The organism is Mucilaginibacter aureus (assembly GCF_053514885.1).
In genome coordinates this window covers 626,056-652,791 of sequence record NZ_CP170601.1, presented here as the reverse complement: position 1 = coordinate 652,791, position 26,736 = coordinate 626,056, and the positions used below count along the sequence as shown (strand labels likewise).

General features: G+C 43.4%; 26 protein-coding genes. 6 read left to right on the top strand and 20 right to left on the bottom strand.

Features of this window, described 5'->3' with window-relative positions; genetic code table 11:
• Window positions 1–27: 27 nt before the first annotated feature.
• The 9 genes from ACFGVR_RS02850 to ACFGVR_RS02810 all read right to left on the bottom strand — a co-directional run bounded on the left by ACFGVR_RS02850 (window position 28) and on the right by ACFGVR_RS02810 (window position 8,390).
• On the bottom strand, window positions 28–1,806 hold the full coding sequence (locus tag ACFGVR_RS02850; RefSeq protein WP_448701002.1) for an ABC transporter ATP-binding protein: 1,779 nt from the start codon (window positions 1,804–1,806) through the stop codon (window positions 28–30).
• Window positions 1,807–1,881: 75 nt separating this feature from the next.
• Entirely contained in the window at window positions 1,882–2,445 is a 564-nt protein-coding gene (gene frr / locus ACFGVR_RS02845; RefSeq protein WP_448701001.1) for a ribosome recycling factor, read from the bottom strand.
• Between the two features lie 137 nt (window positions 2,446–2,582).
• Complete coding sequence (gene pyrH, locus ACFGVR_RS02840) at window positions 2,583–3,287, bottom strand: UMP kinase (protein WP_448701000.1); 705 nt, start codon at window positions 3,285–3,287, stop codon at window positions 2,583–2,585.
• Between the two features lie 50 nt (window positions 3,288–3,337).
• On the bottom strand, window positions 3,338–4,459 hold the full coding sequence (gene nagA, locus ACFGVR_RS02835) for an N-acetylglucosamine-6-phosphate deacetylase (RefSeq protein ID WP_448700999.1): 1,122 nt from the start codon (window positions 4,457–4,459) through the stop codon (window positions 3,338–3,340).
• A 69-nt stretch (window positions 4,460–4,528) separates the two neighbouring features.
• A complete protein-coding gene (gene tsf / locus ACFGVR_RS02830) occupies window positions 4,529–5,380 on the bottom strand; it encodes a translation elongation factor Ts (protein ID WP_448700997.1) in 852 nt (283 codons plus the stop codon).
• A gap of 102 nt (window positions 5,381–5,482) precedes the next feature.
• The gene (gene rpsB / locus ACFGVR_RS02825) at window positions 5,483–6,319 is read right to left on the bottom strand and encodes a 30S ribosomal protein S2 (protein ID WP_448700995.1); all 837 of its coding nucleotides are present in this window, start codon (window positions 6,317–6,319) and stop codon (window positions 5,483–5,485) included.
• 21 nt (window positions 6,320–6,340) lie between these two features.
• The gene (gene rpsI / locus ACFGVR_RS02820) at window positions 6,341–6,727 is read right to left on the bottom strand and encodes a 30S ribosomal protein S9 (RefSeq protein ID WP_448700993.1); all 387 of its coding nucleotides are present in this window, start codon (window positions 6,725–6,727) and stop codon (window positions 6,341–6,343) included.
• A gap of 12 nt (window positions 6,728–6,739) precedes the next feature.
• Complete coding sequence (rplM, locus tag ACFGVR_RS02815) at window positions 6,740–7,183, bottom strand: 50S ribosomal protein L13 (RefSeq protein ID WP_448700991.1); 444 nt, start codon at window positions 7,181–7,183, stop codon at window positions 6,740–6,742.
• A 487-nt stretch (window positions 7,184–7,670) separates the two neighbouring features.
• Window positions 7,671–8,390: a carboxypeptidase-like regulatory domain-containing protein gene (locus tag ACFGVR_RS02810; protein WP_448700990.1), complete on the bottom strand. Its 720-nt coding sequence runs from the start codon at window positions 8,388–8,390 to the stop codon at window positions 7,671–7,673.
• A 262-nt stretch (window positions 8,391–8,652) separates the two neighbouring features.
• Here ACFGVR_RS02810 and ACFGVR_RS02805 point away from each other — a divergent pair, with 262 nt between their 5' ends.
• Window positions 8,653–9,018: a response regulator gene (locus tag ACFGVR_RS02805; protein WP_448700989.1), complete on the top strand. Its 366-nt coding sequence runs from the start codon at window positions 8,653–8,655 to the stop codon at window positions 9,016–9,018.
• Here the strand turns inward: ACFGVR_RS02805 and ACFGVR_RS02800 are convergent.
• Window positions 9,015–9,503: a hypothetical protein gene (locus ACFGVR_RS02800; protein WP_448700988.1), complete on the bottom strand. Its 489-nt coding sequence runs from the start codon at window positions 9,501–9,503 to the stop codon at window positions 9,015–9,017. The genes ACFGVR_RS02805 and ACFGVR_RS02800 overlap by 4 nt on opposite strands.
• 152 nt (window positions 9,504–9,655) lie before the next feature.
• On the opposite strand from ACFGVR_RS02800, the gene ACFGVR_RS02795 reads away from it, so the two are divergent.
• Window positions 9,656–10,081, top strand: coding sequence for an SRPBCC domain-containing protein (locus ACFGVR_RS02795; protein ID WP_448700987.1), 426 nt, complete (start codon window positions 9,656–9,658; stop codon window positions 10,079–10,081).
• A gap of 30 nt (window positions 10,082–10,111) precedes the next feature.
• Here the strand turns inward: ACFGVR_RS02795 and ACFGVR_RS02790 are convergent, their stop codons facing one another.
• The 3 genes from ACFGVR_RS02790 to ACFGVR_RS02780 form a co-directional block, all read right to left on the bottom strand.
• A complete protein-coding gene (locus tag ACFGVR_RS02790; protein ID WP_448700985.1) occupies window positions 10,112–10,681 on the bottom strand; it encodes a hypothetical protein in 570 nt (189 codons plus the stop codon).
• Between the two features lie 2 nt (window positions 10,682–10,683).
• The gene (locus ACFGVR_RS02785) at window positions 10,684–11,532 is read right to left on the bottom strand and encodes a multinuclear nonheme iron-dependent oxidase (protein WP_448700984.1); all 849 of its coding nucleotides are present in this window, start codon (window positions 11,530–11,532) and stop codon (window positions 10,684–10,686) included.
• A gap of 80 nt (window positions 11,533–11,612) precedes the next feature.
• Window positions 11,613–11,840: a hypothetical protein gene (locus ACFGVR_RS02780; RefSeq protein ID WP_448700983.1), complete on the bottom strand. Its 228-nt coding sequence runs from the start codon at window positions 11,838–11,840 to the stop codon at window positions 11,613–11,615.
• A 401-nt stretch (window positions 11,841–12,241) separates the two neighbouring features.
• On the opposite strand from ACFGVR_RS02780, the gene ACFGVR_RS02775 reads away from it, so the two are divergent.
• Together ACFGVR_RS02775 and ACFGVR_RS02770 are read left to right on the top strand one after the other, a co-directional pair.
• Window positions 12,242–13,792 (top strand): BBE domain-containing protein, encoded by a 1,551-nt coding sequence (locus ACFGVR_RS02775; RefSeq protein ID WP_448700982.1) that lies wholly within the window; start codon window positions 12,242–12,244, stop codon window positions 13,790–13,792.
• A 54-nt stretch (window positions 13,793–13,846) separates the two neighbouring features.
• The gene (locus ACFGVR_RS02770) at window positions 13,847–14,857 is read left to right on the top strand and encodes a YncE family protein (RefSeq protein WP_448700981.1); all 1,011 of its coding nucleotides are present in this window, start codon (window positions 13,847–13,849) and stop codon (window positions 14,855–14,857) included.
• 112 nt (window positions 14,858–14,969) lie between these two features.
• Here the strand turns inward: ACFGVR_RS02770 and ACFGVR_RS02765 are convergent, their stop codons facing one another.
• A complete protein-coding gene (locus ACFGVR_RS02765; protein ID WP_448700979.1) occupies window positions 14,970–15,413 on the bottom strand; it encodes a DUF1569 domain-containing protein in 444 nt (147 codons plus the stop codon).
• 386 nt (window positions 15,414–15,799) lie between these two features.
• On the opposite strand from ACFGVR_RS02765, the gene ACFGVR_RS02760 reads away from it, so the two are divergent.
• A complete protein-coding gene (locus ACFGVR_RS02760) occupies window positions 15,800–16,747 on the top strand; it encodes a hypothetical protein (protein ID WP_448700977.1) in 948 nt (315 codons plus the stop codon).
• A 12-nt stretch (window positions 16,748–16,759) separates the two neighbouring features.
• Window positions 16,760–18,454 (top strand): trypsin-like peptidase domain-containing protein, encoded by a 1,695-nt coding sequence (locus ACFGVR_RS02755; protein ID WP_448700975.1) that lies wholly within the window; start codon window positions 16,760–16,762, stop codon window positions 18,452–18,454.
• Window positions 18,455–18,468: 14 nt separating this feature from the next.
• Here the strand turns inward: ACFGVR_RS02755 and ACFGVR_RS02750 are convergent, their stop codons facing one another.
• The 6 genes from ACFGVR_RS02750 to ACFGVR_RS02725 form a co-directional block, all read right to left on the bottom strand.
• Window positions 18,469–20,412, bottom strand: a complete 1,944-nt coding sequence (locus ACFGVR_RS02750; protein ID WP_448700974.1) for a tyrosine-protein kinase family protein — start codon at window positions 20,410–20,412, stop codon at window positions 18,469–18,471.
• Window positions 20,409–21,020 carry a TIR domain-containing protein gene (locus ACFGVR_RS02745; RefSeq protein ID WP_448700973.1) on the bottom strand — a complete coding sequence of 204 codons (612 nt, stop codon included), beginning with the start codon at window positions 21,018–21,020 and terminating at the stop codon, window positions 20,409–20,411. Before ACFGVR_RS02745 ends, ACFGVR_RS02750 begins: the two co-directional genes overlap by 4 nt.
• Window positions 21,021–21,044: 24 nt before the next feature.
• On the bottom strand, window positions 21,045–22,025 hold the full coding sequence (locus ACFGVR_RS02740) for a hypothetical protein (protein WP_448700972.1): 981 nt from the start codon (window positions 22,023–22,025) through the stop codon (window positions 21,045–21,047).
• Between the two features lie 308 nt (window positions 22,026–22,333).
• A complete protein-coding gene (gene map / locus ACFGVR_RS02735) occupies window positions 22,334–23,098 on the bottom strand; it encodes a type I methionyl aminopeptidase (RefSeq protein WP_448700971.1) in 765 nt (254 codons plus the stop codon).
• Window positions 23,099–23,212: 114 nt separating this feature from the next.
• Window positions 23,213–24,031, bottom strand: coding sequence for a hypothetical protein (locus ACFGVR_RS02730; protein WP_448700970.1), 819 nt, complete (start codon window positions 24,029–24,031; stop codon window positions 23,213–23,215).
• Between the two features lie 161 nt (window positions 24,032–24,192).
• Complete coding sequence (locus ACFGVR_RS02725) at window positions 24,193–26,571, bottom strand: arylsulfatase (protein ID WP_448700968.1); 2,379 nt, start codon at window positions 26,569–26,571, stop codon at window positions 24,193–24,195.
• Window positions 26,572–26,736 lie beyond the last annotated feature (165 nt).

Below are 26,736 nucleotides of genomic sequence, written 5' to 3'. Positions count from 1 at the left end.
TTACCTTATAAACAGCAAAAAAACAATTTAGTTGCTGTGTAACACATTTTTTAGATCGGCGGTTGAATGTTTCTCGCCGATCTGCTGACGCCACATGGCATAATACAATCCTTTTTGCTCTAACAGGTCAACATGTTTGCCCGATTCAATGATATGGCCTTTTTCCAAAACATAGATCCTGTCGGCATGCATAATGGTTGATAAACGGTGCGCTATCAATATGGTGATGTGGTCGTCAAGTGTCGATACATCACGGATGGTCGCTGTTATTTCTTCTTCGGTTATCGAATCGAGCGATGAAGTAGCTTCGTCAAACACCAAAATATCTGGTCTGCGCAGCAGGGCACGGGCTATTGACAAACGTTGTTTTTCGCCGCCCGATACTTTAACGCCGCCTTCGCCTATTACGGTATCCAAACCATTGCTGGCGCGTGCCATCAGCGTTTGGCACGATGCTTTTTGCAGCACATCCAAACATTCGGCATCGGTAGCGCCCGGGCGAACGAACAACAGGTTCTCGCGGATTGAGCCTGAGAAAAGCTGCGTGTCCTGGGTTACAAAGCCGATCTTTTCGCGCAGCTGGTCCAGATCAATTGCGTTTCCGGGGATATGGTTGTACAATACCTGTCCTTCTAATGGCTGATACAATCCTACCAAAAGCTTAACCAATGTGGTTTTACCAGATCCCGAAGGGCCTACAAAGGCAATAGTTTCGCCGGTATTTACCTCAAAGCCAATGGTGTTTAGTGCGTTGCGTGTAGCGGTTAAGTGCTTGAAGCTTACATCGCTAAAAGTGAGCTTATTTACTTTTTCGATGAGCACCGGTTTCTCAGGCTTAACATCGATAGGAGTATTTAAAATACGTTCGAAATTACCCAACGATACCTGCGCCTCGCGCCATGAAAGGATCACGTTACCCAATTCCTGTAAAGGATTGAATAAAAAGAAAGAGTAAAATAAGAAACTGAAATATTGGCCAGGTGAGATGCTTTTATCAAAAATGAGCAATAACAGAACAACGATCATTACACTGCGCACAAAATTGACCGTAGTGCCCTGTACAAAGCTCATGCTGCGTACAAATTTTACTTTGCGTAGCTCCAGCCCTAATATTTTGTACGTGGTTTTATTTAGCCGGTCAATTTCCTGGTCGGCCAGACCGAGGCTCTTCACCAGCTCAATGTTGCGTAATGATTCGGTTGTTGATCCGGCTAAGGCGGTTGTTTCGGCAACGATGCTTTTTTGAATGGTTTTAATGCGCCGGCTTAGGAGCACACTAACAATTGTAATAACCGGTATTGCCGCAAAATATACCAGGGTCACTTTGTAGCTTACGCTTAGCGAGTAAACGATAACGAAGGTCATGCCGATAATACTAACAAACAATACACTGATGAACGAGGTGATAAATTTCTCGCAATCGAGGCGTACCTTTTGCAGTATACCCAATGTTTCGCCGCTGCGTTGGTCCTCAAAAACCTGGTAAGGCAGTTTAAGCGAATGTTGTAAACCATCGGCATACATTTTAGCGCCGCTTTTTTGCACGATGATACTGGTATAGTAATCCTGAAAGTTTTTGGCGATACGCGATACCATAGCCGAACCAATTGCCAGGCCTACCCATTTGAGGATGACCGAAACATATTGGGCATGGGTCAATACGTCGCGCTTTTCAATAGCCTGATCAACCAGTTTTCCGGTGAAAAAAGGATCAAGCAGCGAAAAACCCTGATTTATAGCGGCAAGAAAAAGGGCGAAGACAACGACCCCTCTGTAATTTTTTAAGTAAGATAAGAGTGTTTTCATATGTTGTAAGCCAAAAATAAAAAAAGGGAATGAGTTAATTCCCTCATTCCCTTTAATTTGACATTTGGTTGGCTTTTATACCGTCATGATGTCTTTTTCTTTGACCTCGGCCAGTTTATCAATGCGGACGATCGCGGCATCGGTCAATTTTTGAACCTCGCCTTCGCCGGTTTTTATTTCATCGTCTGATACGCCGTCTGATTTTAGTTTTTTGATCTTTTCGTTAGTGTCTTTACGGATATTGCGGACTGCGATCTTGCCGTTCTCAGCTTCAGCCTTAACCCTTTTAACCAGGTCGCGGCGGCGCTCTTCGGTTAACGGCGGTACGTTTATCCGGATAAGTAAGCCATCGTTTTGCGGATTGAACCCAAGGTTGGCTTCCATAATAGCGCGCTCAATAGGCGATAGCAATGATTTTTCCCATGGTTGTATGGTCAGGGTACGTGGGTCGGGCGTGCTAACGCTGGCAACCTGCGATAATGGGGTTGGTGAGCCATAATAATCAACCATAATGCTGTCAAGCATAGCAGGCGAAGCTTTGCCCGCACGGATGGTTAAAAATTCGGCATCGGTATGGTCAATGGCCTTATCCATGCTTACTTTGGCATCGGCCAATTGCTTTTTAATGAGTTCGCTCATTGTAAATGGTTTTTTGACAAAAATAATAAAATCTATGATTTCGGACTTCTGATTTTCGATTTCGAATTTACCCTGATTTTGGATTTTCGAACGAATAGTAGCAGTTGTATTATTTACTGTCGCTGCTACCACAACTGCTACCTCACAAGCGTACCTATCGATTCGCCCTGGGCTATCTTCATAAAGTTACCCGGTTTGTTCATATCGAATACGACGATCGGCAGTTTATTTTCCTGGCAAAGGGTAATGGCGGTCATATCCATTACACTTAAACCTTTATCATAAACCTGTTGAAAGGTGATCTCTTCGTAACGGGTGGCGCTGGGGTCTTTCTCGGGGTCGGCAGTGTAAATACCATCAACGCGGGTACCTTTCAATACCACATCGGCCTTGATCTCGATGGCACGTAATGATGCGGCCGTATCGGTGGTAAAGTAAGGGTTACCGGTACCGGCGCCAAAGATTACAATTTTACCAACTTCTAAATGGTGCATAGCGCGCCTGCGGATGTAAGGTTCGCAAATTTGCTCCATTTTAATAGCCGATTGTAAACGCGTTTCCACACCCACGCTCTCCAGTGCATTTTGCAGGGCCATACAATTGATCACCGTTGCCAGCATACCCATGTAATCGGCCTGCGCACGTTCCATGCCCGATTTTTCGGCACTAAGTCCGCGGAATATATTACCACCACCCACAACTATGGCAATCTCAATACCGGCATCAAATACATTTTTTATCTCATGGGCATATTGCATAACACGGTTATTATCAATGCCGTATTGTTTATCGCCCATTAATGATTCGCCGCTGAGTTTTAAAAGGATCCTTTTGTACTTCATGTGAGAGAATGGTTTGTCAAAATTATTGAAATATAGTTAGTGTTAAAATTTTATGTCGTTTTTGTTAGCTTGCCTTTAAGTACAGTTGCCTGTACCTCAAATTCACTATTAAAAACAGCTAAGTTGGCCTCATAGTTCTTCTCTATCTTGCCGGTTTGAGCATCTGCTCCGATCAGCCTTGCCGGATATAAGGTGGCCATATTAATAGCCTCGGCTAAATCTATATCTGCTTTGGTTACGCAGTTTTGTACGGCTTTCAGCATCGTCAGGCTTGAGCCCGATAAAGTACCGTCGGGCATGGTGTAATGGTCGCCTTTAAATACGTGTTGATAAACTCCGCTTTTGCTTTCGGCAACCGCATCGGTAATCAAAAACAGTTGAGCACCCAATTCGCGCTTAGCCAGTTTGATCATCACAAAGTCCACATGAATACCATCAGCAACAACACTGGTGTAAGGCTTATCCTCAAATATTGCAGGAATAATGCCCGGTTGCCGGTGGTGCATTGGCGGCATGGCATTATATAAATGCGTTATTGCCTTTACGGGATTATTGATAAAGCCCCTGGCCTCGGCATAAGTAGCATCGCTATGGCCCGATGATAGTACAATGCCTTGCTCGTGCAGGTATTCCAAAACTTCACGGTCTTGCAATTCAGGTGCTACTGTCATCATTTTGATCGTACCCTCGGCCATTTCAACCCAGTGTTTTACTTCGGCCAATGTCGCTTTCTTGATCAGGCTATCCGGATGTGCGCCTCTGCGTTTAGGGTTAAGGTACGGACCTTCCAGGTGTAAGCCTAAAAAGTTCCCCATACACTTGTCGCGATAAGCTAAAGCCGCCTGTATGCCTTGCTCAACAATTTGACTGGTATTGGTGGCTATGGTAGCTAAAAAGCCGGTAGTGCCTTGTTGTAAAAGCACTTGTTCCATTTGTTGTAACGCTTGCGCGGATGGATCGCCGCCAAAGAATAAGGGTTGGCCCGCGCCGTACAATTGCAGGTCGATAAAACCGGGCGAAAGATAATCGCCGTTAAGGTCGATCTTTTGTGCCTGCGCCGGGATGGTACCGGCATCAATTACATCCGTAATGTATTCGCCTTCAATCAAAACAGCTTTGTTGTCAGACACAAGTCCGCCTGAAATCAGTTTTAAATGATGTAATGCGATCATCGGGAAGCCAGTTATAAATTATAAAGCAAAAAAAATCCCCGCCGTTTTGGCGAGGATTTTAAAATGATATTAAGCTCCTAAAGCAACTCGCTTAAAGGCGGTTACGGTAAGACCCTTTTCAACGCCGTTTAAGAAAGCGGCGACAGTTTTCGATGAATCTTTTACAAACTCCTGGTTCAATAAAGTAGAGTCTTTGTAAAATTTGTTCAGTTTACCGGCGGCAATTTTTTCAACCATTTCTTCCGGTTTACCTTCTGCACGGATCTGCTCTTTAGCAATTTCCAGTTCGCGTTCAACGGTAGTTGCATCAACGCCGTCTTTATCGATAGCTACAGGGTTCATGGCAGCAATTTGCATCGATACGTCTTTACCTGCCTCGTCAGCACCGGCTGCATCGGCACTTAAAGCTACCAATACACCTAAACGGAAGTTACCGTGGATATAAGCAACAACTTTAGCACCTTCCACAACTTCTATTTTAGATACACCGATCTTTTCGCCGATCTTGCCTGTTTTTTCGATAACAGCGTCGCCGATTTTGATACGGTTTACATCGCCGTCGATCTCCAGGTTATAAAGCTCTTCAACCGAAGTAACATTACCCTCGATAGCTGCGTTTGCAATGGCGTTACCAAAAGCCACAAACTCAGCGTTTTTAGCCACGAAATCTGTTTCGCAGTTCAACTCGATGATCACACCACGTTTACCGTCAGCCGATGAGCGGGCAATAACCACACCTTCGTTGCTTTCGCGGTCCTGGCGGCTCGCTGCCACTTTAGCACCTTTTTTTCTTAAGTAATCAATTGCAGCTTCAAAATCACCATTAGTTTCGGTTAAAGCTTTTTTGCAATCCATCATACCGGCACCAGTTTGCTGGCGCAGTTTGTTTACGTCTGCTGCAGAAATTTGTACTGTAGACATTTTATTTGCTTGTTTTAAAAACCCCCAAACCCCCTAAAGGGGGCTTGAGAATTTGTATATTTAAAAATCGATTTTAAAGTCCCCTTCAGGGGATTTAGGGGGTTATTCTTCAGTTTTCTCAGCCTCAGCTGTTACTTTCCTGTTTCTTTTACCAGCTTCGTCTTTAGTACCGGCAGCAGCAGGAGCCTCGGCAGTATCAGCTTTTGCTTTAGCAGCTACGGCTTCTTTTTCTGCTTCGTCTTCTTTCTCGCGTTTGCGCTCGTCTAAACCTTCCTCAATAGCTTTGATAATGATGCTGGTGATCAATGAAATTGATTTTGTAGCGTCATCGTTAGCCGGGATAGGGAAGTCGATGTTTGATGGATCAGAGTTGGTATCAACCATTGCAAAGGTAGGAATGTTTAATTTCATAGCTTCAGCAACAGCGATGTGCTCTTTCTTAACGTCTATCAAAAACAGTGCTGCAGGTAAGCGGTTCAGATCGGCAATACCACCTAACAAAGTTTCTAATTTGATACGCTCACGCTGTATCATCAAACGCTCTTTTTTAGATAAGTTACCATAAGTACCGTCTTTAGTCAATTTATCGATGTTAGACATCTTTTTGATCGACTTGCGTACAGTAGCAAAGTTGGTTAACATACCACCTAACCAACGCTCGGTTACGTAAGGCATGTTCACTGTTTTTGCATAATCGGCTACGATATCTTTTGCTTGCTTTTTAGTAGCAACAAACAATACCTTGCGGCCCGATTTTACTATTTGCTTAATAGCGGCAGCAGCTTCTTCTGTTTTTGTTAATGTTTTATTTAAATCGATAATGTGGATGCCATTGCGCTCCATGAAAATGTACTGAGCCATTTTCGGATCCCATTTGCGGGTAAGGTGACCAAAGTGTACACCTGCATCCAATAAATCCTGATATGTTGTTCTTGCCATTGTGTTGTTCTCCTTTGTTGATTAACGTTTACTGAATTGGAATCTCTTGCGGGCTTTTTTACGACCTGGTTTCTTACGCTCAACCATACGGTCATCGCGGGTCATAATACCTTTAGCTCTCAAGGCTGGTTTCTTTTCAGCATCAAGTTCAACAATTGCTTTAGCGATAGCTAAACGAACGGCTTCTGCCTGTCCTTTAACGCCGCCACCGGCTACGTTAGCTTTAACGTCAAATTTTCCGGCCGAACCAGAAACTTCAACAGACTGTGTAGCGATGTATTGCAATGGCAATGTTGGGAAATACTCTTTGTAATCTTTACCGTTAACGGTAAGTTGGCCGCTACCCTCAGTTAAATAAATGCGGGCAACTGCTGTTTTTCTTCTTCCTGAAGTGTTTGTAGTTGACATTTCTCTTGCGGATTAAAGTTTAATGGTTTTTGGTGATTGGGCCTCATGCGGGTGTGTTGCGCCTGCGTAAACATGCAGGTTGCCATAGATTGCCTTACCCAAACGATTTTTAGGTAACATACCACGAACGGCTTTTTCAATTACGCGCTCCGGATGTTTTGCCATTAACTCCTTAGGAGAAATGAAACGCTGACCACCTGGATAACCAGTGTATGAAACATATTCTTTTTCTTCGAATTTGTTTCCGGTCAGTTTTACCTTGTCTGCATTGATAACGATCACGTTATCACCGCAGTCTACGTTCGGGGTGAAACCTGGCTTGTGTTTTCCTCTGATGATCATAGCGATCTTAGAAGACAAGCGCCCCAAAATCTCGCCTTGTGCGTCAACAACAACCCATTCTTTGTTAACGGTTTTACTATTGGCAGAGACAGTTTTGTAACTTAACGTATTCACTTGCTTAAATTTAAATTATATAAACTATATTAATTACCCCAAAATTCGGGACTGCAAAGATAGGTAAAATTTGCACACTGTCAAATGCTATTTTGCTTTATATGTTACAAGGTTTGGATGGGAGATATTGAATAAGCTACAGGCATGCAATTACTTCAACCGATCATCCCACCATCGTCGGTGTCCTCACCAACGATTCGATTACCAGATCCGCAACCCCAAAAATGAGACACATAGGTATTTATGGGTATTTTAAAAAAGTAAATCCCATTCAATCATTCAAAACTCAGTCATTCAATCATTAAAAAACACATAGGTATTCTTCGGTATTTTTAAATAAGATGGCGCTACCTCATTTTCAAATTCGTAATTAAACTGTACCGACCTCGTGTGAGGACTAACCTTAAATATACACATTTTATAGCTGATAAACAAAAAGAATGCAATGGATCTGGCTCCATTTCTAAACTTTGCCTTGCCTAATTTTTTATGGATTGATCAGATTAAAAGTGGTGTCGTTCCTGTTAGTTTTAAACGACTTGTTAAAACTCGACGTATCTTTCATCGTCAGTAATCGCCCGTTTGGTACTACATTGTAATACATATTGTTAAGGTTCATGGTATAAACCTGTGGAAATCTGGTGTGGATAATGGTATCGATAACTATCGGACTGGCATAATAGGTACCAAAAGTATAATATGGGTTATTGCAGCAGCCAGTAACAGTTAACCTGAAATTTGATTTATTTTGGTTCGAAAGATTTTTTAGATGTATAGTAGCATTAATTAATTTCTGCACTAAAAAATCAACCTTGTTATCTTTACCTAAGTCGAGTTCGTTATATGTGTTTTGATTATAGTTGTATACAAATGTGGTTCCTTGCTGATCTTTGATCAGTAAAGAAAATGTGCCCGAGCCTATTGGAGTAAATGTTAAGGTATAAGTACCATCGGCTTTTGTGGTAACAATATCAAAATCTGTAGTAGTAGATCCCGGCGATCCCAATGGAAAAAGTATAGTACCGTTACTTGTGCTCCGTTGTATCTCTAAATTGAGGCCAGGGATCGGGTCGCCGGTTTGGTAGTCCTTAACGATCCCGTGCACGGTCGTCGACGGTCCGGGAGTGTCATTTTTAAAACATTGCGACATCGAACAGCACAATACAAAAACAAAAGAACAGGTCAATACGGTAGAAATACGTTTCATATAAGCGATGATATAGCAACTAATGTATATGATATTTATTAATATAAGGTTAACCTTTTGCAGATAGCTGATTTTGACCCATCATTGATTGTTCTGCCAGGCAAGACCTTTCTCCCATGTTGGTGCCCTCATCGGCATACTCACCAACGATATGCTTATCCCAGCAAAAGCCAACTACTCACAATAAAATTGTTTTATTATAAGAATTTTTTAACTTGCACAACTATTCCCTGCTTAGTACGTTAAACTGTTCGGAAAAAATATGGATCGTAAAAAGATATTGGTGGTTGAGGATGACGAGTTTGTGGTTGAGGCCATGACCATGATATTAGAAGAACAGGGATTTGACGTTGCCAGCTCAACCGATGGCGAAATATTCAGTGAGCCCGGCTTTGAACATCCGCACCTCATCTTATTGGATATCCGTCTTTCCGGCCGCGACCGCCGCGACATTTGCAAATGGCTCAAAGAGCATCCTAATATGAAACATATTCCTATTATCCTTATCTCGGGCAACCGTGATATCCAAAAAATACACAGGGAGTGCGGTGCCGATGATTATATTGTTAAACCTTTTGACCTGGGCGAGCTGCTCAATAAAGTAAACCTGTTTATCAATTTAGCTTAATGTTTTATCGACCAATGCGCATCGCGTAATTGCCAGCCTTTGTCGGTTTTTTGTGCTACGGCGGTAAAATAGCCATTGTACCCCGTCACATTTCCCTGGCTATCTGTCAGATCTTCATGAAACCCCGCGGCCATAACCGCTAAACCGGGCGTAAGCGGGTCAACCCGCAGGTTGTTCCATTGCAAGTTTATTTTACTGATGCTTTTAACCAGTGTACCGGTTATAAATTGCTCGGCTGCCTCATGGTCGCGAAATACCAGCTGCCCGTCGCTCGCCATAAAAAACGTATCCGAATGGTCAAAATACTTTAGCCAGGCTATCGGGCCGCTTTTGGTAATATTAGTGGCAATGGTATCGGCAAACTGCTGCACCGCCGTTTTAACTTTAGCCTGCTGCTCAACAACCAGGCTTTGGTTGGCCTGATTGCACGCCATGATGAGGCAGGTGCCCAATACTATTGCAAAGCTAATCATGCGGTGTTTCATCTATTAAAGGTAATGAACCCAACGTTCACTATTCAAACCGCTCCATTATTTATTTTCTGATTTTGTCGTCATCACCACCCACAATTGTCATTATCGCACCCTTACCGCAGATAACCCGCAAGCTATATTTGTATAATAAAACAATAGTACAAATGAGCATTCCGGCAGATAACAGCATAACGGTAACGGTGCAGGTAAATACGTCCATCGATAAAGTTTGGCAATTGTGGATCACTCCACGGCACATTGTACGGTGGAACAACATGTCCGAAAACTGGCACACCACCTATGCCGAAAACGATATGCGCCCCGGTGGTGCCTTTTTGTTTAAGATGGGTTTAAAAAACGGTAAATTTAGTTTTGATTTTACGGGTTTGTATGATGAGGTAGTTCCACATCAACTCCTATCATACACCTTAACTGATGGCCGCAGAACTGTTATTACTTTTACCGGAACCGGCCCGGTAAACATAACCGAGTGTTTTGAGCCCACCACTACCGAACCTGCCCAAATGCAGCGCGATTTTTGCCAGGCGGTACTTGACTCATTTAAAGCGTACGCCGAATCTAAGATATGATAGACCAGGTTGGCCTGTATTGTAACCCGTTCACGCTTTAGCCAGATTGATTTTTACATCCTTAGTGGTACCTAACTTTTTTACGCGAAAAACCTCTTTTTTAAATCCGGATGAAACGGTGACTAAATATCGACCTTCCGGTAGCCTGGTAGCCGGATGATAGTTATTCTGTATTAATTGATCTATAAATTGGTAAGGGTCTATGGGCCAGATTTTTTTGTAATACACCTCATTGCCTAATCGTTGCTTAATTAAATTAAGCTCTAATTCGGCCAGCATGGTCGTCATGTTATCGTATTTTGTTCTGATCAGGTAATTTAAAAACTGGAAACCAACCTCGTTCCTGAAAGCAGAATATTTTTCTGTCTCTAAAAAATTACTGATGTGTGTGCTCAACATATTTACCGCTCGCAGGTAATTCCCGGTTAAAACACTAAACTCCTCAATTTGTATCATGCGCCACCATTGTGCTATTTTTTTCACCAATTGCAAATTGTCCGATCGGGATACCTTAACAAAGTAATCATCAAGACCCCCGTCGCTTTGCTGGCGCGATTTGATCATGTCGCAAAGGCCTGTTTGAATTTCGGATAAGGTCATGTTTAGTTGAATAGGGTATCCAAAAGTTTTAAATGCGCTATTATAGCCGATGAGCCAACCGGTTGTACAAATTCTTCCAACAGCTCAAAGGTGATGTTTTGCAGGTTTTTAGGTTTTTGCCGGGTTATCATCTGTGCTAACCGTATGGTCGAGTCAGCTGTCAGGTGCGCGTGGATATCCATCTGGAAATCATATTCGGCATCATATAGTCCGCCGGCAAGGTGCAGCTCATGCACCGGGTCTAAATTAAGCTCTCCAAAAAAGCCGTCCAGGTTTAACCCGAAATTCTTTTCATCGCATTGCAGGTTGTAAACATCCAGTATCAGGCCGCAGCCGGTTAACTGGGTTATTTTATTTAAAAACTGTGCTTCGTTATATTGCTCGTCAGGATTTGGCAGCATACTGATTACGTTCTCCATCAAAAACGGCACCTTGAATTTTTTTTGGATCTTATCGATCCGCCTGCAAACCATGGTAATTACCTCATCAGTATGCGGTAACGTGAGCATAGTGCCCAGGTTTTCGCCATTAACCATCGTATATGCCAAATGTTCGCTATGCCATTTAATAGCCAAACTTTCAAATAACTCACTTAAAATATTAATGTAATCTTCACTATATCCATCGTACGAGCCTATTGATAGGCCAACACCGTGGAGTAGAAGATCGGCATCGCTATTGTCCTGCACCCACTGCAGGTGTTGCAGTGATGATTGATTAACCATCGCTTTACCCTCATTAAAAACGGAAATCGAATCGGGCGAAACTTCAATATGCTTAACGTAAGGTATGATCTCTTTTAAATAGGCAAAGTCTTTACCCTCGTAAGTTGTTCCAATGGCATATCTCATTGTCTTATATTTTTGGATTGAAAGCAACAGTGAAAAGCAATTTTCACTGTTGCTTTTAGCCTTAAAGAAGTGTATTGCTTTTATACACCAAACTCCACCCTGGTTATGGCTTTAATTTCAGCCGGTAATGCTTTTTGGATCGCAATGTTTTCCGGGTCAACAACTTCGCCTACAAACGAAATCCCATGGCCGTTTAACCCGCAGGCAGCACAGCCATACCTGTTTAAAATTTTGTCTAAAGCGTGGATCAGATCTGTTCTGGTAACTTCTTTTTTAAAAGTCACCTTAATCGAATTTAAATTAGCCATTTTAATTTGTTTTTACGCCTACTCTTTGATCGGATTTTCGGCCTATTCCGTAACATTTATAAGTACTGTCATAAATGGGGGAAATTAAAAGGGTTATAATGATGTAAAATTCCAAATATATTATTATGATGATATCAGTGTTTTAACGGTATTTATATAGTGTTTTAACGGAAAATAATACACTGCCACCACGGACCTTTACAGCAATGCTTAAACTGTATCACGCACTTGATAAAATGGCTTAAATTATCTAAAAATGCTTTTATTGTATTTAAATGGCTCGTCTATTTTAATTTCAGCCCGCCTGTTTTTAAGGTGGATATATTGGGGGAGTGATTATATTGTTCTGTTTTTTGTATGATAAAATGATATCTTTATAATAAATATTAAACCAATCCAAAATGAGCCTTGCCACCATCCCAAACCCTGCCGGATATATCAAAATAGATACCACCGCCGGCGATAACCGCTTCCCCAGTTTTTTACAGGGCTTTAACCGCCGCTGGTTTGCAGGTAACTGCCAAACAGTTTATTTATGTTATACTGCCGCCGGCACGGCGCAGTCATTAAACGATGCCATCGCACTGTATGGCGATAATGTCAAAATAAAAAGCGGCGGCCATTGTTATGAAAACTTTGTTTTTAACGATGGTACCGGTGCCATTATTGATGTTACGCCTATGGCCGGATATGGTTTTGATGACCAAAAAGGCTATTATCTCGAGTCGGGCGGTACCAACTGGAGCGCGTTCCAGGCACTGTTTCGCGATTATGGCAAAGTACTGCCCGCGGGTTCATGCTATTCGGTTGGGCTGGGCGGCCATATTTGCGGCGGCGGCTATGGCTTGCTATCCCGCTTAAACGGACTAACCGTTGATTGGCTCACAGGTGTTGAGGTTGTGGTTAAAGATAATGCCAACGCCAGCGCTTACCCCATTTATGTGGCTGTAGATTCTGCCGATCCCGATCAGCTCGACCTGTATTGGGCGCACTGCGGCGGCGGTGGCGGCAACTTTGGTGTGATCACCAAATACTATTTTGCCAATCTGCCCGATGCACCGCAAACCGCTTTTATCACCGCAGTTGCCTTTCAATGGACGAGCGAGCTTACCGAGCAGGTATTGGCCAATTTACTGGCCTGGTATGCTGGCTTTGCCCAACGAAGCGATAACTGGCGGCAGTTTGGCCTGTTCGCGTTAAACCATGCCGCCAACGGCGAAATGCACCTCACTATACAAACCATAGTGAGCGCCGGCGAAGACCCGGACGAGATCGTTCAACTATACATCGACCCGGTGCTGGCACAACTCAATAGCATTTATCCCGTTAGCCGGATGACCAGGGCGGGGCTTGCGCACCAGGGACATTTCTTCCAAAACGCTGCCGATACGCTGGATTATACATTTTATGAAGCGGTACAAACTTTAAACGGTTCCGGCGCTAACCAGCGCGGCAAATACAAGTCCGCATACATGCGTAAACCCTTCCCGCCCGACCAGGTTGCCGCAATTTACCAGTGGCTAAACTATATTCCGCCGGGACTTACCGCCGCCGATATGGCTCAAAGTCTGCTGCAGGTTGATACTTATGGCGGCGCCATCAACCAGGTTGTGCCTTATGCTACCGCCATCCCGCAGCGTTCGTCGATATTTAAATTACAATATCAAACCTATTGGGGCAGTGCTGATCAGGATCAGCAGCATTTAGACTGGATCCGTGGCTTTTATACCAATGTTTATCAGTACACAGGCGGCGTGCCCGACCCGGCACAAGACCCAACCGATAACGTTGACGGTTGTTATTACAACTATCCGGATATCGACCTGAACGGGCCGACCGATAATAAGCAAATAGCATTGCAATTATATTTTGGCGATAACCTGAACAGGCTACAGGCTACCAAACAGCGCTGGGACCCTAATAATTATTTTAACAGTGCACAGTCCATTTAAATTTCTACAGATTTTACACAGAATTATTTGCTAAATAGCATAAAAAATCCAAGTATGAATTCAGTAAAAAAAGTTGCGATCTTAACCTTGCTTTTAAGTTCGGGTATCATGGCCTTTGCCCAGCAAAAAACAGGTTTTAAAGTACTCAAAAAACATAAAATAGCCAGCTCCGGGGGCTGGGATTATATTACGGTTGATGGTGCCGACAAGCGTCTCTATGTTTCGCACGGTAACCAGGTCAATATTTTAAACGAGGCCACAGGCGACTCTGTTGGCTATGTGCCCAATACACCTGGCGTTCACGGTATTGCGCTGGTTAAGGCTTTAGGCAAAGGATATATCAGCGCGGGCCGCGCAAACGCTATTGTGATCTTCGATTTGAAAACGCTTAAAGTTTTAAATCAGGTTACCGTAGGTACCGGCCCCGATGCTATTTTTTATGACGATTTTTCAAAAAAGATCATCACCTGCAACGCCCGCAGTAAAGATGCAACCGTTTTCGATCCTTTTACCGAAAAAGTAGTTGCTACCGTGCCTTTAGGCGATAAACCCGAAACCGCCGTATCCGACGGTAAAGGCAAAATATTTGTAAACGGCGAAACCACAAGTACCATTATTGTATTTGATGCCACGACGTATAAAGAAATAACCCGGCATAAGATCGACGGCGGTGAGTCGCCAAGTGGTTTGGATATCGACCGTAAAACCAACCGTTTGTTTATTGCCTGCGGTGATACTAAAACTATGGTGATCATGGATGCCGCTAATGGTAAAACGGTTGCCAAATTCCCGATAGGCGACCCGGACGGACTTGTGTTTGACCCGGCTCTGAAAATAGCCTACGCCTCAAACGGCGAAGGCAATATAAGCGCGGTAAGAGAGTTGAGCGCCGATAAATTTGAGTTTATCGAAAACATTCCAACCGAACCCAGCGCCCGTACAATTGGTATTGACCTGGCCACGCATCACCTTTTTTTACCGGCGGCTCAAACAGAGCCTAACCCGGCAGGTGGCCGCCCGAAACAGGTACCCGGAACCTTTCATGTTATCGAAGTTGGCAAATAAAAAAATAAGAACACCGGTTAATTTAGAATGGTAACACCTGATTTATTTAACAAAAAAGCCCCGGTTAACGGGGCTTTTTTGTTAAATAATTTGCAAAAGGCTTTTTTAATGGCTAACTATTAAACTGCCTTAAATGATGGTCGATATGTTTATAGGCCATCTGGCCCACCTGGTCCCTGGTCATCTTTCCAAAAAAGGGGTGCATAAATTCAGCCGGTGCCTTTTCGGGATAAGTTTGAATAAGTGCTATCCACTCAGCTTTCGAGGGAGCTACATCGTCCTGGCCGGTAGTTTTAAACTCCGGTAAAGTAGGTGTGTTACGTCTAAGCGGTGCATCATTCTTTAACACGGCGTTCAAGGCTATCCTACCAAATATCCGGCCGGCAAAAACCCTTGGGTAAGGCGCATTGTTCAGTATCATTTGTTCCCAAAGGCTGCAATGTTTTACCATTTGATACACATTCATTTTACCCCATTGAGCAGTACTATTGTTATTCAATGTACATATGCGGGCTATCAATTCGTCGCGGGTTGGTTGATCAAATATAGTTTTCATGTGTGTGGTTGGTTTGCTAACCAAATTTATAATTTAAAGTAGCAATATCAGGGGTGCCGATCAGACATTTTAAGGGGCCGTATGCGACAAGAAAGATCTTCAGCTTTCGCAACTACACAGTCAATCCCATCTTTAAACTTAATAAATATTTTTATTAAAAATACCGTTAAAACACCTGTTGTAATTCAGGCTTTAATTGGGTATTATTGTTAATTATGAGGTAAGTTTCTGTTATTTAAAACATTATACAGGGCAATACTTCGCTAATCCTTTTTTAATAATAATTACTGATATATCAATTGAAACAAATTACGATGTCAAACCGGCGAGCTCCCGGAGATACAAAAAAGCATTTACGATCCAAACCTTAAACCCAGTTATCAACCATGCCACACGTAACCTTTATCCACGGAATTGCCAATAAGCCCGAAGAAAAAAAACTGGTAAAAATATGGCTTGACGCTTTGGCGGGCGACTTGCTCGGCAACGACGATGGCCTTGATCTGGGCGCATCCGGAGTTACAACCTCTATGATCTATTGGGCCGATGTTTTATACGACAAACCTCTTGAAGAGGTAGTTGCCGAAAGTGTTATCAATTTTGAAAATGCAGAGGGTATTGCCTTGTCTGCAAATGTAGATGCCGACATGTCATGGCGCGAGGGCCTTACCGGCGAAGAAAAAGCAATGGTAGATGCACTGGCAGCAAAATTAGCTGTTGATACCCTGGTAAGCGATGTGGCCCTGCCAACCCAGGCAGAAATGGCGATCACGCTCGAACGTATCCCGCTGCCCTGGTTTGTTAAACGCAAATTAATGGCCTGGCTGTTAAAAGATGTACATCATTACCTGTTTAATACCAACTATAGCCCGCGGCCCGGAGTGAGCTATAATGTGCAGGACGAGATCCGCCGGCGGACGCTCGAAAAACTCAATGCAGTAAATACCGACAAACATATTGTAGTTAGCCATAGTATGGGTACTGTTATTATGTACGATTGTTTAAAAAGAGTTACTGGTTGCCCGCCGATAAACGGATTGATGACCATAGGCAGTCCCTTGGGTATTGATGAAGTACAGGATAAACTGGCGCCTGAGTGGAGCAGGGAAGATGGTTACCCGGCAAAGGTTAATGGCCCATGGATCAATGTTTATGATATGCTCGACCCGGTTACCGGTTTCGATGGAAATATCGCAAACGATTTTAAACAGAATGGCAATGAGGTTATCCAAGTAATTAAAGAAGAAAATTGGGGTGCCTGGCGACACAATATAACCCAGTATTTTAGTGAGCCGAAGTTAAGACAAGCTTTGAAATCAATGTTAGATCTATAATAAACTCATTATATGACCTCCGAAACCTATCTTAAATGCATTCGTACATCGTTAGAAACGTTCGATTACAAAACAGTTACTGAGCTTTGCGATCAGCTGATCGCAGACCTTTACACAAAAACCGAGGGTTTCAATATTGCGGATACGGAAAAGATAATACAGCAATTGCGTAATAAACGGATGTTTGGCTTAATGCAAAAAGTAGCAGATGTATTAATACAAACAGGCAGAAATACTTATAAGATCAGGCGACAGTATGCCCAGGCGCTTATTGACCAAAATATTTTAACAGCGGCCGTCAATATTTTAAATGAACTGGTTATTGATACAGCTAATGCGGAGGGAGAGAATGCTGAAGCCAGGGGTTTGTTGGGCCGGTCGTATAAACAAATGTACATTAATGCCGGTAATCCCCGGGCTGCGCACAGCATTGGCTTTTTAAAAAACGCGGTCAAATCCTATCTTGATGTATATATCAGTGAGCCGCAACTGCATACCTGGCATGGCATAAATGCAGTAGCTTTGCTTAAACGCGCTCAGGCGGATAATTTATCACTTCCGGGTTTTCCACCCGCGGACGAGCTCGCAAAAGCGATATTAAAAACAATAAGCGATCTGTGCGATGCCGGCAAAGCCGAATATTGGGACTTTGCGACTGCGGCCGAGGCCTGCGTAGCATTAAATAGGCAAAATGAAGCATTGGAATGGATGAGCGGTTATATCAGGATGACCGATTGCGATGCGTTTGGAGTAGCAAGTACATTAAGGCAACTCGAAGAAGTTTGGCGGCTGGACATGAGCTCGCCATGTGGCATGCTGCTTTTGCCGTTGCTGCGGGCAGCATTATTAAATAAACAGGGAGGGAATTTAGTGCTCAGTGCAGACGAGTTTAAAACTTTAAAAGCAGCCGAAAGCGATAATAACCAGCTATATGAGGCATTAGTCAAACAAACGACAGCTCCGGCTGCTGATGGTAAAGTAGTATTAGAAAAAATTTTTGGTGACGATTCATTTGAAACCTATAAATGGTATATGAAAGGTGCGGACAGGTGCCTGGCCGTCGCCCGGATAGGAAGAGATAGTACAAAGGGTTTCGGAACCGGATTTTTGTTAAAAGGATCCGCACTGCACGAATCACTTGGCGAAGAATTGGTATTGATTACCAATACGCATGTTGTAAGTAATGATCCGCTTGAAAAAGCATTGAACCCCGGTGAAGCAGTTGTTATTTTTGAAGCGCTTAACAGGGATGAGGAGTTTAAGATAAGCGAGATCATCTGGTCTTCACCAAGTACAGAGCTTGATGCCGCCATCATCAGGTTTAGCAAAGATGACCAGGCCAGGATCGGGGAGTTGACAAAGGACATCAAGATCTATCCTGTATCAGGGTATTTGCCGGTAATAGACGAAAACTCACCGCAAAAAATATACATCATCGGTCACCCTTTCGGCGGAACGTTGCAGGTATCATTTCAGGATAATTTTCTTCTGGATCATCAGGATCCTAAGATACATTACAGAACGCCAACCGAAGGGGGCAGTTCTGGCAGCCCGGTATTTAACCGCCAATGGGATTTGATAGGCCTGCATCATGCCGGGAGTGAAGAGATGTTACGGCTTAATGGTAAAGCCGGTAAATACCAGGCTAACGAAGGTATCTGGATACTATCAATAAAAAAAGCATTTGTCGAATCGTTAAAACTGTAATATCGTGGATTAAACTATTTCATATCCAACGCTTTTTTTGCAGCATTTAAAACAGAGATCTGGTTGGGATCTTTATAATCATACTTATTCAGGTTTTCAAAAGCAAGATCAATATTTTTTAAAATTTCATTACTATAACTGGTACCAAAATTTCGTGAAGCGATATATAATCCTACAGACGCCTGGTATCCAATAAATGGCTTTTCGCCATTGCCAACATGCCCTGCTAACCAGTCAAGGTACTTAAGATTTGGTTTTACGTGCAGCGTTGCAATGGCTGCAAGCTTTTTGCCCGGCGATGAGCTGCTTGTAAATTCATCTAAAAACGGTTCTGCCTTATCCGCCTTATCTTTCATCTTCGAAACCACATTCTCCATCAAGATAGTTCTGCTGTTTCCACTCGGTAAGGTTTTTCTTAAAGTTTCATATTCAGCGGCAAGCAACTCAATTTCCTGGTAGGCGTAATCAATTTCGGAATCGCTGGTAGAGGGGTTATTTGTGGTGCGATGGATACTTTGAGCGATATTAATAGCAAGCTTTTCAATTTCCTGGCCAAATAATGCTCTTAGTTTGGTGCTTTTAATGGTGTCGTCAAAGTTGAAAGCACTTAGGTCAGTAATATTTCTATTATTAAAAGGATAAAAAGGATCAAGGTCATAGTCGGTTTTATAAATAACCGGGAAAATCAAATTGACTTTATTTAAACTTTCGCGCGACTCAAAAAAACTTAATCCATAAGTTAGATTCTGATTTTTAACTTCCGCAGCCGAATACACAATGATTATTGTTTTTGATTTTTGAATAGCATTTTGCAAGTTGAGATTATAGGAGTCGTCAGGGTGTGCCTCGCCAAATTCAAAAAATATATTCGGAGTGTATTTTAATTCATCAGTTAGATATTCTGTTAATGCCGGCATAAGTAACTCCTTAACCCATTGATAGCCATTTCGATGGCAGCTAATAAACACATCGTAGGTAAAATCGGTAGTCGCAGGTTCACTGTAAACTTGTGCAGGATTGTTTGCTTCGTACTCGCTTTTCCTTTTTTGATAGTATTCATGCCCGATAAATGATTGCAGGTCATCAAAATCACTTGCCAGCAGGCTGGCAAGTTTAGCATATATATAGCCCATTCCTTCCGGGTCGCTGGTGCCGTGCTCAACAACCGCCAATTTTTCTCCAAAACTAAAGTAATCAACCTGTGGTATCTTAACCTGTTCCAATAAATACCGGGGCTCTATCCATTGGGGTAGCCAGTCACTAAAACAATCCTTTAAAATATCGGCTATCCTGTTTAACCATTCCTGCGACTCCTTAAATTCAACTTTTGTACCGAAACGCGATGGCACCGGCAAAATTGTTAAACCCATGCGGGGAGTAGACAGTTTTTGCCGTGCAGCCTGTATGTATTTTACAATATCACGAATTCCAAATAAGCTTTGGTAATTTGCAGTAAACATCGGCACAACAATATCCGGAAGCATAATTGTACAGATTCCGCTTGCGTCACTTAAACCAGTACGGCTATCAATTAATACAATATCGAAATCCTTAAGCCACTGTTTTCTTAAATTCTCTAAATGATAGCCGCCTTTATTTTTTAGAAAAAAATCATGCCAGCCAAATTTTTCAAGGTTGGCAGAATATTTAACAGAGTCGTTCTCTCTTCCACTATGTAACAGATATAGTGGCAAGTCGTTATTGGTGTGTATGGTCCACAGGTATTTGTTATAATCAGGTTCGTTTCCGTTTTCATACTCCATTAACAACGACAATAACCCTTCCGACGCATTTTCTATTTTGAAATTGCTAAAGTATCGTTCGAGGCCGGGCGCTTCAAGGTCCCAGTCAACCATGAGCACCCGTTTACCTCTTTTTGATAATTCAAAAGCAATATTAGCTAAAGCCATGCTTCGGCCAACGCCACCTTTATACGAATAGAAAGTAATTATGCTCATGATGTAAATTTAGGCAGCGTTGTTTGCGATGTCTTTGCCCCATCGTAATATCTTTGATAAAAGTCATTGATCGTATCCACTTTCCAATTATCCTGCCATGGAGGTACACTGTTAATTAAGTTCGCTATTCCGGCAGCGGCATTACTTATTTCTTGTGATAGCTTTTCAGCATTTTCGCTATAAATATTCATCCTTGGATTAAAATATTTCTTTACATCGATATTCTGAATAACTTTTAATTCAATAGGCAGGTTTTCGCCGTCATGTACAATAAAAGGAAATATCAATCCCGTTGTGCTTTGGCCTTGCCGGCAACCCGTTTTTACTTCCCGTTCAAGCATCGCAGACATTTCGCTAACGCACCATTCGCTATTTAAATAATCGCCCGACCATAAAACGATCAGTATCCGGGAAAAGCTAATCTCTTCTCCTAATTTTTTAGGCCATATTACCCCACCTTCTAACTGATCATCAATGTATATTTCGGGTGTTCTGCCTAAGGCCATTCGAAGGCTAAACTTTAAAAGCGGAAAAAAGTGATTATCTATCCATCTTTTTGCCTCTTCGTCCCTTCTGTAACTTATAAATATGTCGTATTTATATTGCATAGTAAGTAATTAATAATAAGCGCTTTAAAACATCCCCTGCTGCAGGTCCACTTCTTTCATCCTGGCCCTGATCACGGCATACGTGATCTTCGAAAACGGGTTGTTCCTGCTGTCTCTTAAAGCATCTATCTCGCTCATGCCATCAGGCGCCAGTATGCCATAGCCGCCATAATAAACAGGTTTTGAGTTAATGATCTCGTCGTAATCGGCCTTGCGGGCCATTAGCCAGAAACCCGGATTAAGACAGCTTACAAAATTAGTGGTAAGGCCACCGCCAAGTTCATCTTTAGCCGTTTGTGTAAAACCAAGCTTAACAGGTTGGCTTTGAAATAATACTTCGGGCGCTTTGTCAAAAAGACTGTCGAGCATGCCGCTAACACAGTTAACCGCTGTTTCGGTAATTCCGGGAAAGCCTATTAACGAAAACAGATCTTTTGCCTGATCACTTTTTGCAAACGAAAATACTTTTTGCCACCATTGTTGTTCTTCATGCTTCACCACTTTCAGCGATATTTGGCCTATTCCTCCCGGCAACGAAATAGGTTTGTTTCCTAAAGCCTGGTCTGTGCTCTTTTTAAAGTCTTTAGATTCGGTTTTCGATCCCTTGATTTCATTATACAGATCCAACCCACCATTGATACAATAAAAAAGCTTTTCCAGTGGGCCTATCTTTTCTTCCTGTCCTACCTGTAATTGTAATGTAGCCTTGGTATCCTTATCAACATCCTCATTGCTCCCAATTTTAAAGCCCTCAAAATCGAGTAACATATTAATATCGGGTTTATCGCTGCCGGCCAGTTTCGGTACCACCTCGCTGGTGTTTAATATCCGCTTATCGCCGTCTGATAGCTGCAACAATATAAATTGGTTCGGGTCGGCTATGCTGGTGTTTACGAACGATTCTCTTATTGATTTGGATGCAGTAAAACTTTTTACCGGGCTTAATTCATTTTCCCATTTGGCCTGGTTAAATACCAGATCACTATCCGACTTAAAAATTGACATGGTTAGAAGGTTTAATTTTTTATGATTTAATTTATTCTTTTCAGAATCACATGATCACATATCACCATCCTGTTTTTTGAGATTCCGTTAGCCCTGGTTTGCTTTATAAATATACTAATACTCATAATAATATCAATTATTTGATCCCAAAAGAACAAAAAATAATACATCATGAATTTAAGGATTCCGCAATAGGATAAACGACATGCTATGCGGTGTAACCGCGGGTGCTTTTAATGAGGATGAGAGGATTAAATAGCCAGTAACCCGATGACAAACGAAATATGCGCTCTATATCATTTGGAGGATCAATCCCAGATACCGTTCTGCGCTGTAAATATCACAGGCTGTCCGCCGGTTACCATAATGGTATGCTCGTGCTGCGCAACAAAACCGCCCTTATTACCACTTAAAGTCCAGCCATCAGCTTGCGTATTGGCAATTGTCGACCGTGTGGAAATGAATGTTTCTATCGCAACTACCGAATTCTTTTTAAACCGTGTGGTATTAAACCTGTCGCAATAGTTGGCAATCTCATGTGGTTCTTCGTGCAGGCTGCGGCCAACGCCATGCCCTGTCAGGTTTTTGATCACGGTATAGCCGGCTTTTTTTGCTTCGGTTTCTATCAATCTGCCGATATCCGATATCCTGGCGCCGCCTTTAATATTGCCGATGGCTTTTTTTAATATCTCTTTTGATGCATTTACCAGTTTACCATGGCCGTGAATATCCCGCCCCAGCACAAAGGAGCCACCATTATCGGCCCAATAGCCATTGAGCTCTGCCGACACGTCAATATTGATCAGGTCGCCTTCTTTGAGGATCTTTTCGGCCATTGGTATGCCATGAGCAGCTTCTTCATTAACGCTTATGCACGTATAACCGGGGAAATTGTAAGTTAACTTAGGCGCAGAGCGTGCGCCCATTTGCGCCAGTAATTCGCCACCAAATTCGTCCAATTGCTTTGTAGAGATACCTGGCTTGGCATACTCGCGCATCTTCTTTAAAGTAAGGGCCACAGCATCACTGGCCTGCTGCATTCCAATTCTTTCGTTTTCGGTAGATATGGACATTGTTGAATTTTATTTCACAAAATTAGCAATTAATGCATGGAGATACATTGCTCCCGCCATAAAAACACAGATATCACATATCTGGCTAAAGCCGCTGATAAGGTACAATCAATATCATTGCGCAAATACAAATGTCAAAACCGCCCTTATTCCAAACTTCGGTTCTGTTGTATCCGGCCCGGTAAGTGGTATCCGTGGCCCGACGGTTATTTGTGCCGCCTGCTTGCCCAGCTTGGTAATTGCTGAAATTGTAGGATTTAAAAATAAGGTGGTGGTGCTTCCCTGCCAATTCTCGGTCAATTCCATATTCGCACCCATACTGGCTCCGCTTGCAAAGCTGTGTGCGTAAAAAGGCTGGAAAAATAGCTGGTTCACGTTTACCCTGTCGGCACTCCCTGCAACCGACCATAACTGGTTTATCAGGAAACCTATTGTATGGCCGTTACCTTGTTTTAACAGCAGTGCCGTAGGGCCGATGCCGAATTTTTGAGTACCCAGGTAATTATTGGTGGCAATAGGGATCAGCAGTGCCGGGCCCACGCCCCAGATGAGTCCATTTTTGGGTTTAGCTGGGGCAACCCATGCGCTTACGGTCATGTCGCTTAACCCAAACTCATGCGTATCTGGCCCCAATATATCGCGCTGATCAACAATCGGCAAAATGTAACGGGTGATGAGGTTGAGGGCAGAGCTCAACTTGATCGGAATAACAGGTTGAATATTCAGCGTGTTTTTTGAGCCATTTGCCGGCCCGATACCCCAGTCGGTATTATTTTGAAACGGAACACTGATCATACTGGCTACCGGGTTGGATAACTTATCGGCGAGCTCTTGTGCATTTGCTTTGGATGCCTGGCTTTCCTGTGCGTATAAATTGCCGGTAATCAATATCGCCAATATACAGGTTATCGTAATATATTTATTTGATTTCATATTGTTAAATAAGGAGTGGCTGTTGCCGGTTTATGGTTTTTATCCGATCTTTTAATTGAAAATCATATCGGTTTGCCACTTTACTTAATTCTTAACCTCCTCAAAATCTCCCGGTTCCCATATCCTGCTTAAAGGTGACAAAGCTGTGGCATCTAACAACCTTACTTCAGATCAACAACTACCTTGTCAATGGTTCCGGTAAACTTAAAGGGAAGTTTGTAGCTAAAATCCACAGGCGAGCCTACATCCATACCGATATCCAACCCTTCGCCTAATGAAATTTGGATAGGAATGGTTTTGGGCATTTCGCCGCTGGCTTCTTGTGTGCCGTTCACCGTTAGGGTTACCGTAGCACCTTTACCCATTTCGCCCGCGGCTCCCTTGTAAATAAGATCCATTTTGATCTCTGCTTTTCCCTTTGGCAGTGCCGACCCGCTTGTAAAAGAATAGCGCTCCCTACCCAGAAAATTATAAACGAAGGTGAGTTTACCATCTCGGATATAAAGGCCATAGCCGCCTTCCAGACCGCCTTGTGTAACGATCATCCCTTCGGCACCATTATCGGGGATCGTAACGTTGGCGGTAATACCCCACGACCGGTTGAGTATTCGCGGAGAAGCGGCATCGGGCACACCGATCTGGCCCGCGTAATAAATGAATTGGGTACGATCACCAGTGAGGCTGGGTCGGCCCATCAATTTGCTGTTCAGCCTTTCTACAGCCCGCCAGTCAAGCGGCAGCACATTGTATTTTGAGGCCTCAACCCACCACAGATCCTGCAATTGCCGCAGTTTATCGGGATATTTCAGCGCCAGGTCATTCGCCTGTGAGAAATCTTCATCAACTTTGTAAAGTTCCCATTTCTGCTTGTCGGGATCAAACCCGGTGCGGTTAGGTACCCAGGGAGCGAACGATAATGCAGATGCCATCCATCCATCATGATAAATGCCCCGGTTAACACCTAATTCAAAGTATTGGGTAGTACGGCGACCTTTGGCTTTAGCGCTGTCGGCGTTAAATGTATAGGCGAAGCTGATGCCTTCGATTGGTTTTTGAACAACACCATTAAGCTCGACAGGGGGAGTAACGCCGGTGATCTCGTAAAGCGTTGGTACGATATCTATCACATGTAAGAACTGGCTGCGCAGGCCACCTTTGTCCTTAATACCTGCGGGCCAGTCAATGATCAGGGGGTTGCGTGTTCCGCCGAAATGGCTTGCCACCTGCTTCGTCCACTGTAAGGGAGCATCCATGGCCCATGCCCATGCCGATGGAAAATGGTTAAAGTGTTTAGGTCCGCCAAGTTCGTCTATCGCTTTGAGATTATCCTGCCATTTTTCGACTATGCCATTGAAGAAAAGGTTCTCGCTAAGCGATCCTTCGAGGCCACCTTCGGCACTGGAGCCGTTATCACCGGCGATGTAGATGAATACCGTATTATCGGCGTCGGGCAGCTGTTTCACCGCATCAACTATGCGACCCATTTGTGCATCGCATTCTGCACCATAAGCTGCAAATATTTCCATCATGTGGGCATACAGGCGCTTTTGATCTGCGTTGAGTGACTCCCATGCCGGTAAGCCTGCGGGCCGTGGCGTTAATTTGGTATTCGCGGGTATCACGCCCAGTTTTTTCTGGCGTTCAAAGGTCATCTCCCGGTATTTATCCCAGCCCATATCAAACTGCCCTTTAAATTTTGCTATCCACGCTTTAGGCGCCTGGTGCGGTGCGTGGGTTGCACCGGGCGCTACATAGAGGAAAAAAGGGCGATCGGGCGCGATGCTTTTTACCTGGCGCACCCAGGAGATGGCATGGTCGGCAAGGTCATCGGTAAGATAATAATCGGGGTTAGGTGACGCCGGCACAAGGTTATGGTTCTCATAAAGTATCGGGTTCCAGTGGTTCATATCGCCGCTGTTGAAACCATAAAAATAATCGAAACCCATGCCGTTTGCCCAATGATCGAAGGGCCCGGCCGCGCTTGTTTCCCACGTTGGGGTGTTATGGTTTTTACCTATCCAGGCGGTCATATAGCCGTTCTGCTTCAGTACTTCGGCAACGGTGCCGCAGGTTTTAGGCAATATGCACACGTAACCATCGTAACCGGTGGCGGCCTCACTGATGCTGCCAAAAGAAACGGAGTGATGATTACGACCAGTGATGAGCGCTGCCCGTGTAGGGCTGCAAAGCGCCGTAGTATGAAAACGGTTGAACCGCAAACCCTCGGCTGCCAGCTTGTCCATTGTGGGCGAAGGTACCCCGCCGCCGAAAGTATTGAACTGGCCGAAACCGGCATCGTCTATCAATATCAGCACTATGTTGGGGGCGCCTTTGGGAGCCTTTACCGGCTGCGGAAATTGAGGAGATGAGGATTCAAGATATGTTCTTCCTACTTCTCCGTTAAAATGGAAATCGGGACGGGGGAGTACAATTGGTGTGCCCGCCTTAGCGGTGTCAATCTTTTCCTGAGCAATTGTTCTATTGATCAGGATAAACCATCCGGTAAACAAAACCAGGATTGATAGCATTGCTCTTTTCATGATTGATCCATTTGTATGAGGTGGTCCGCCGGCGAATATCGGGGCCATCAAACATTGTACTATAAAGGTCTTCGGCCAGAGTTACTTTAAAAAATATCAGCCAATGAATTGGGTTTCAAATTTCTATTTGCAACTGGTTTATACAATATTGCTATCTGCGACTAT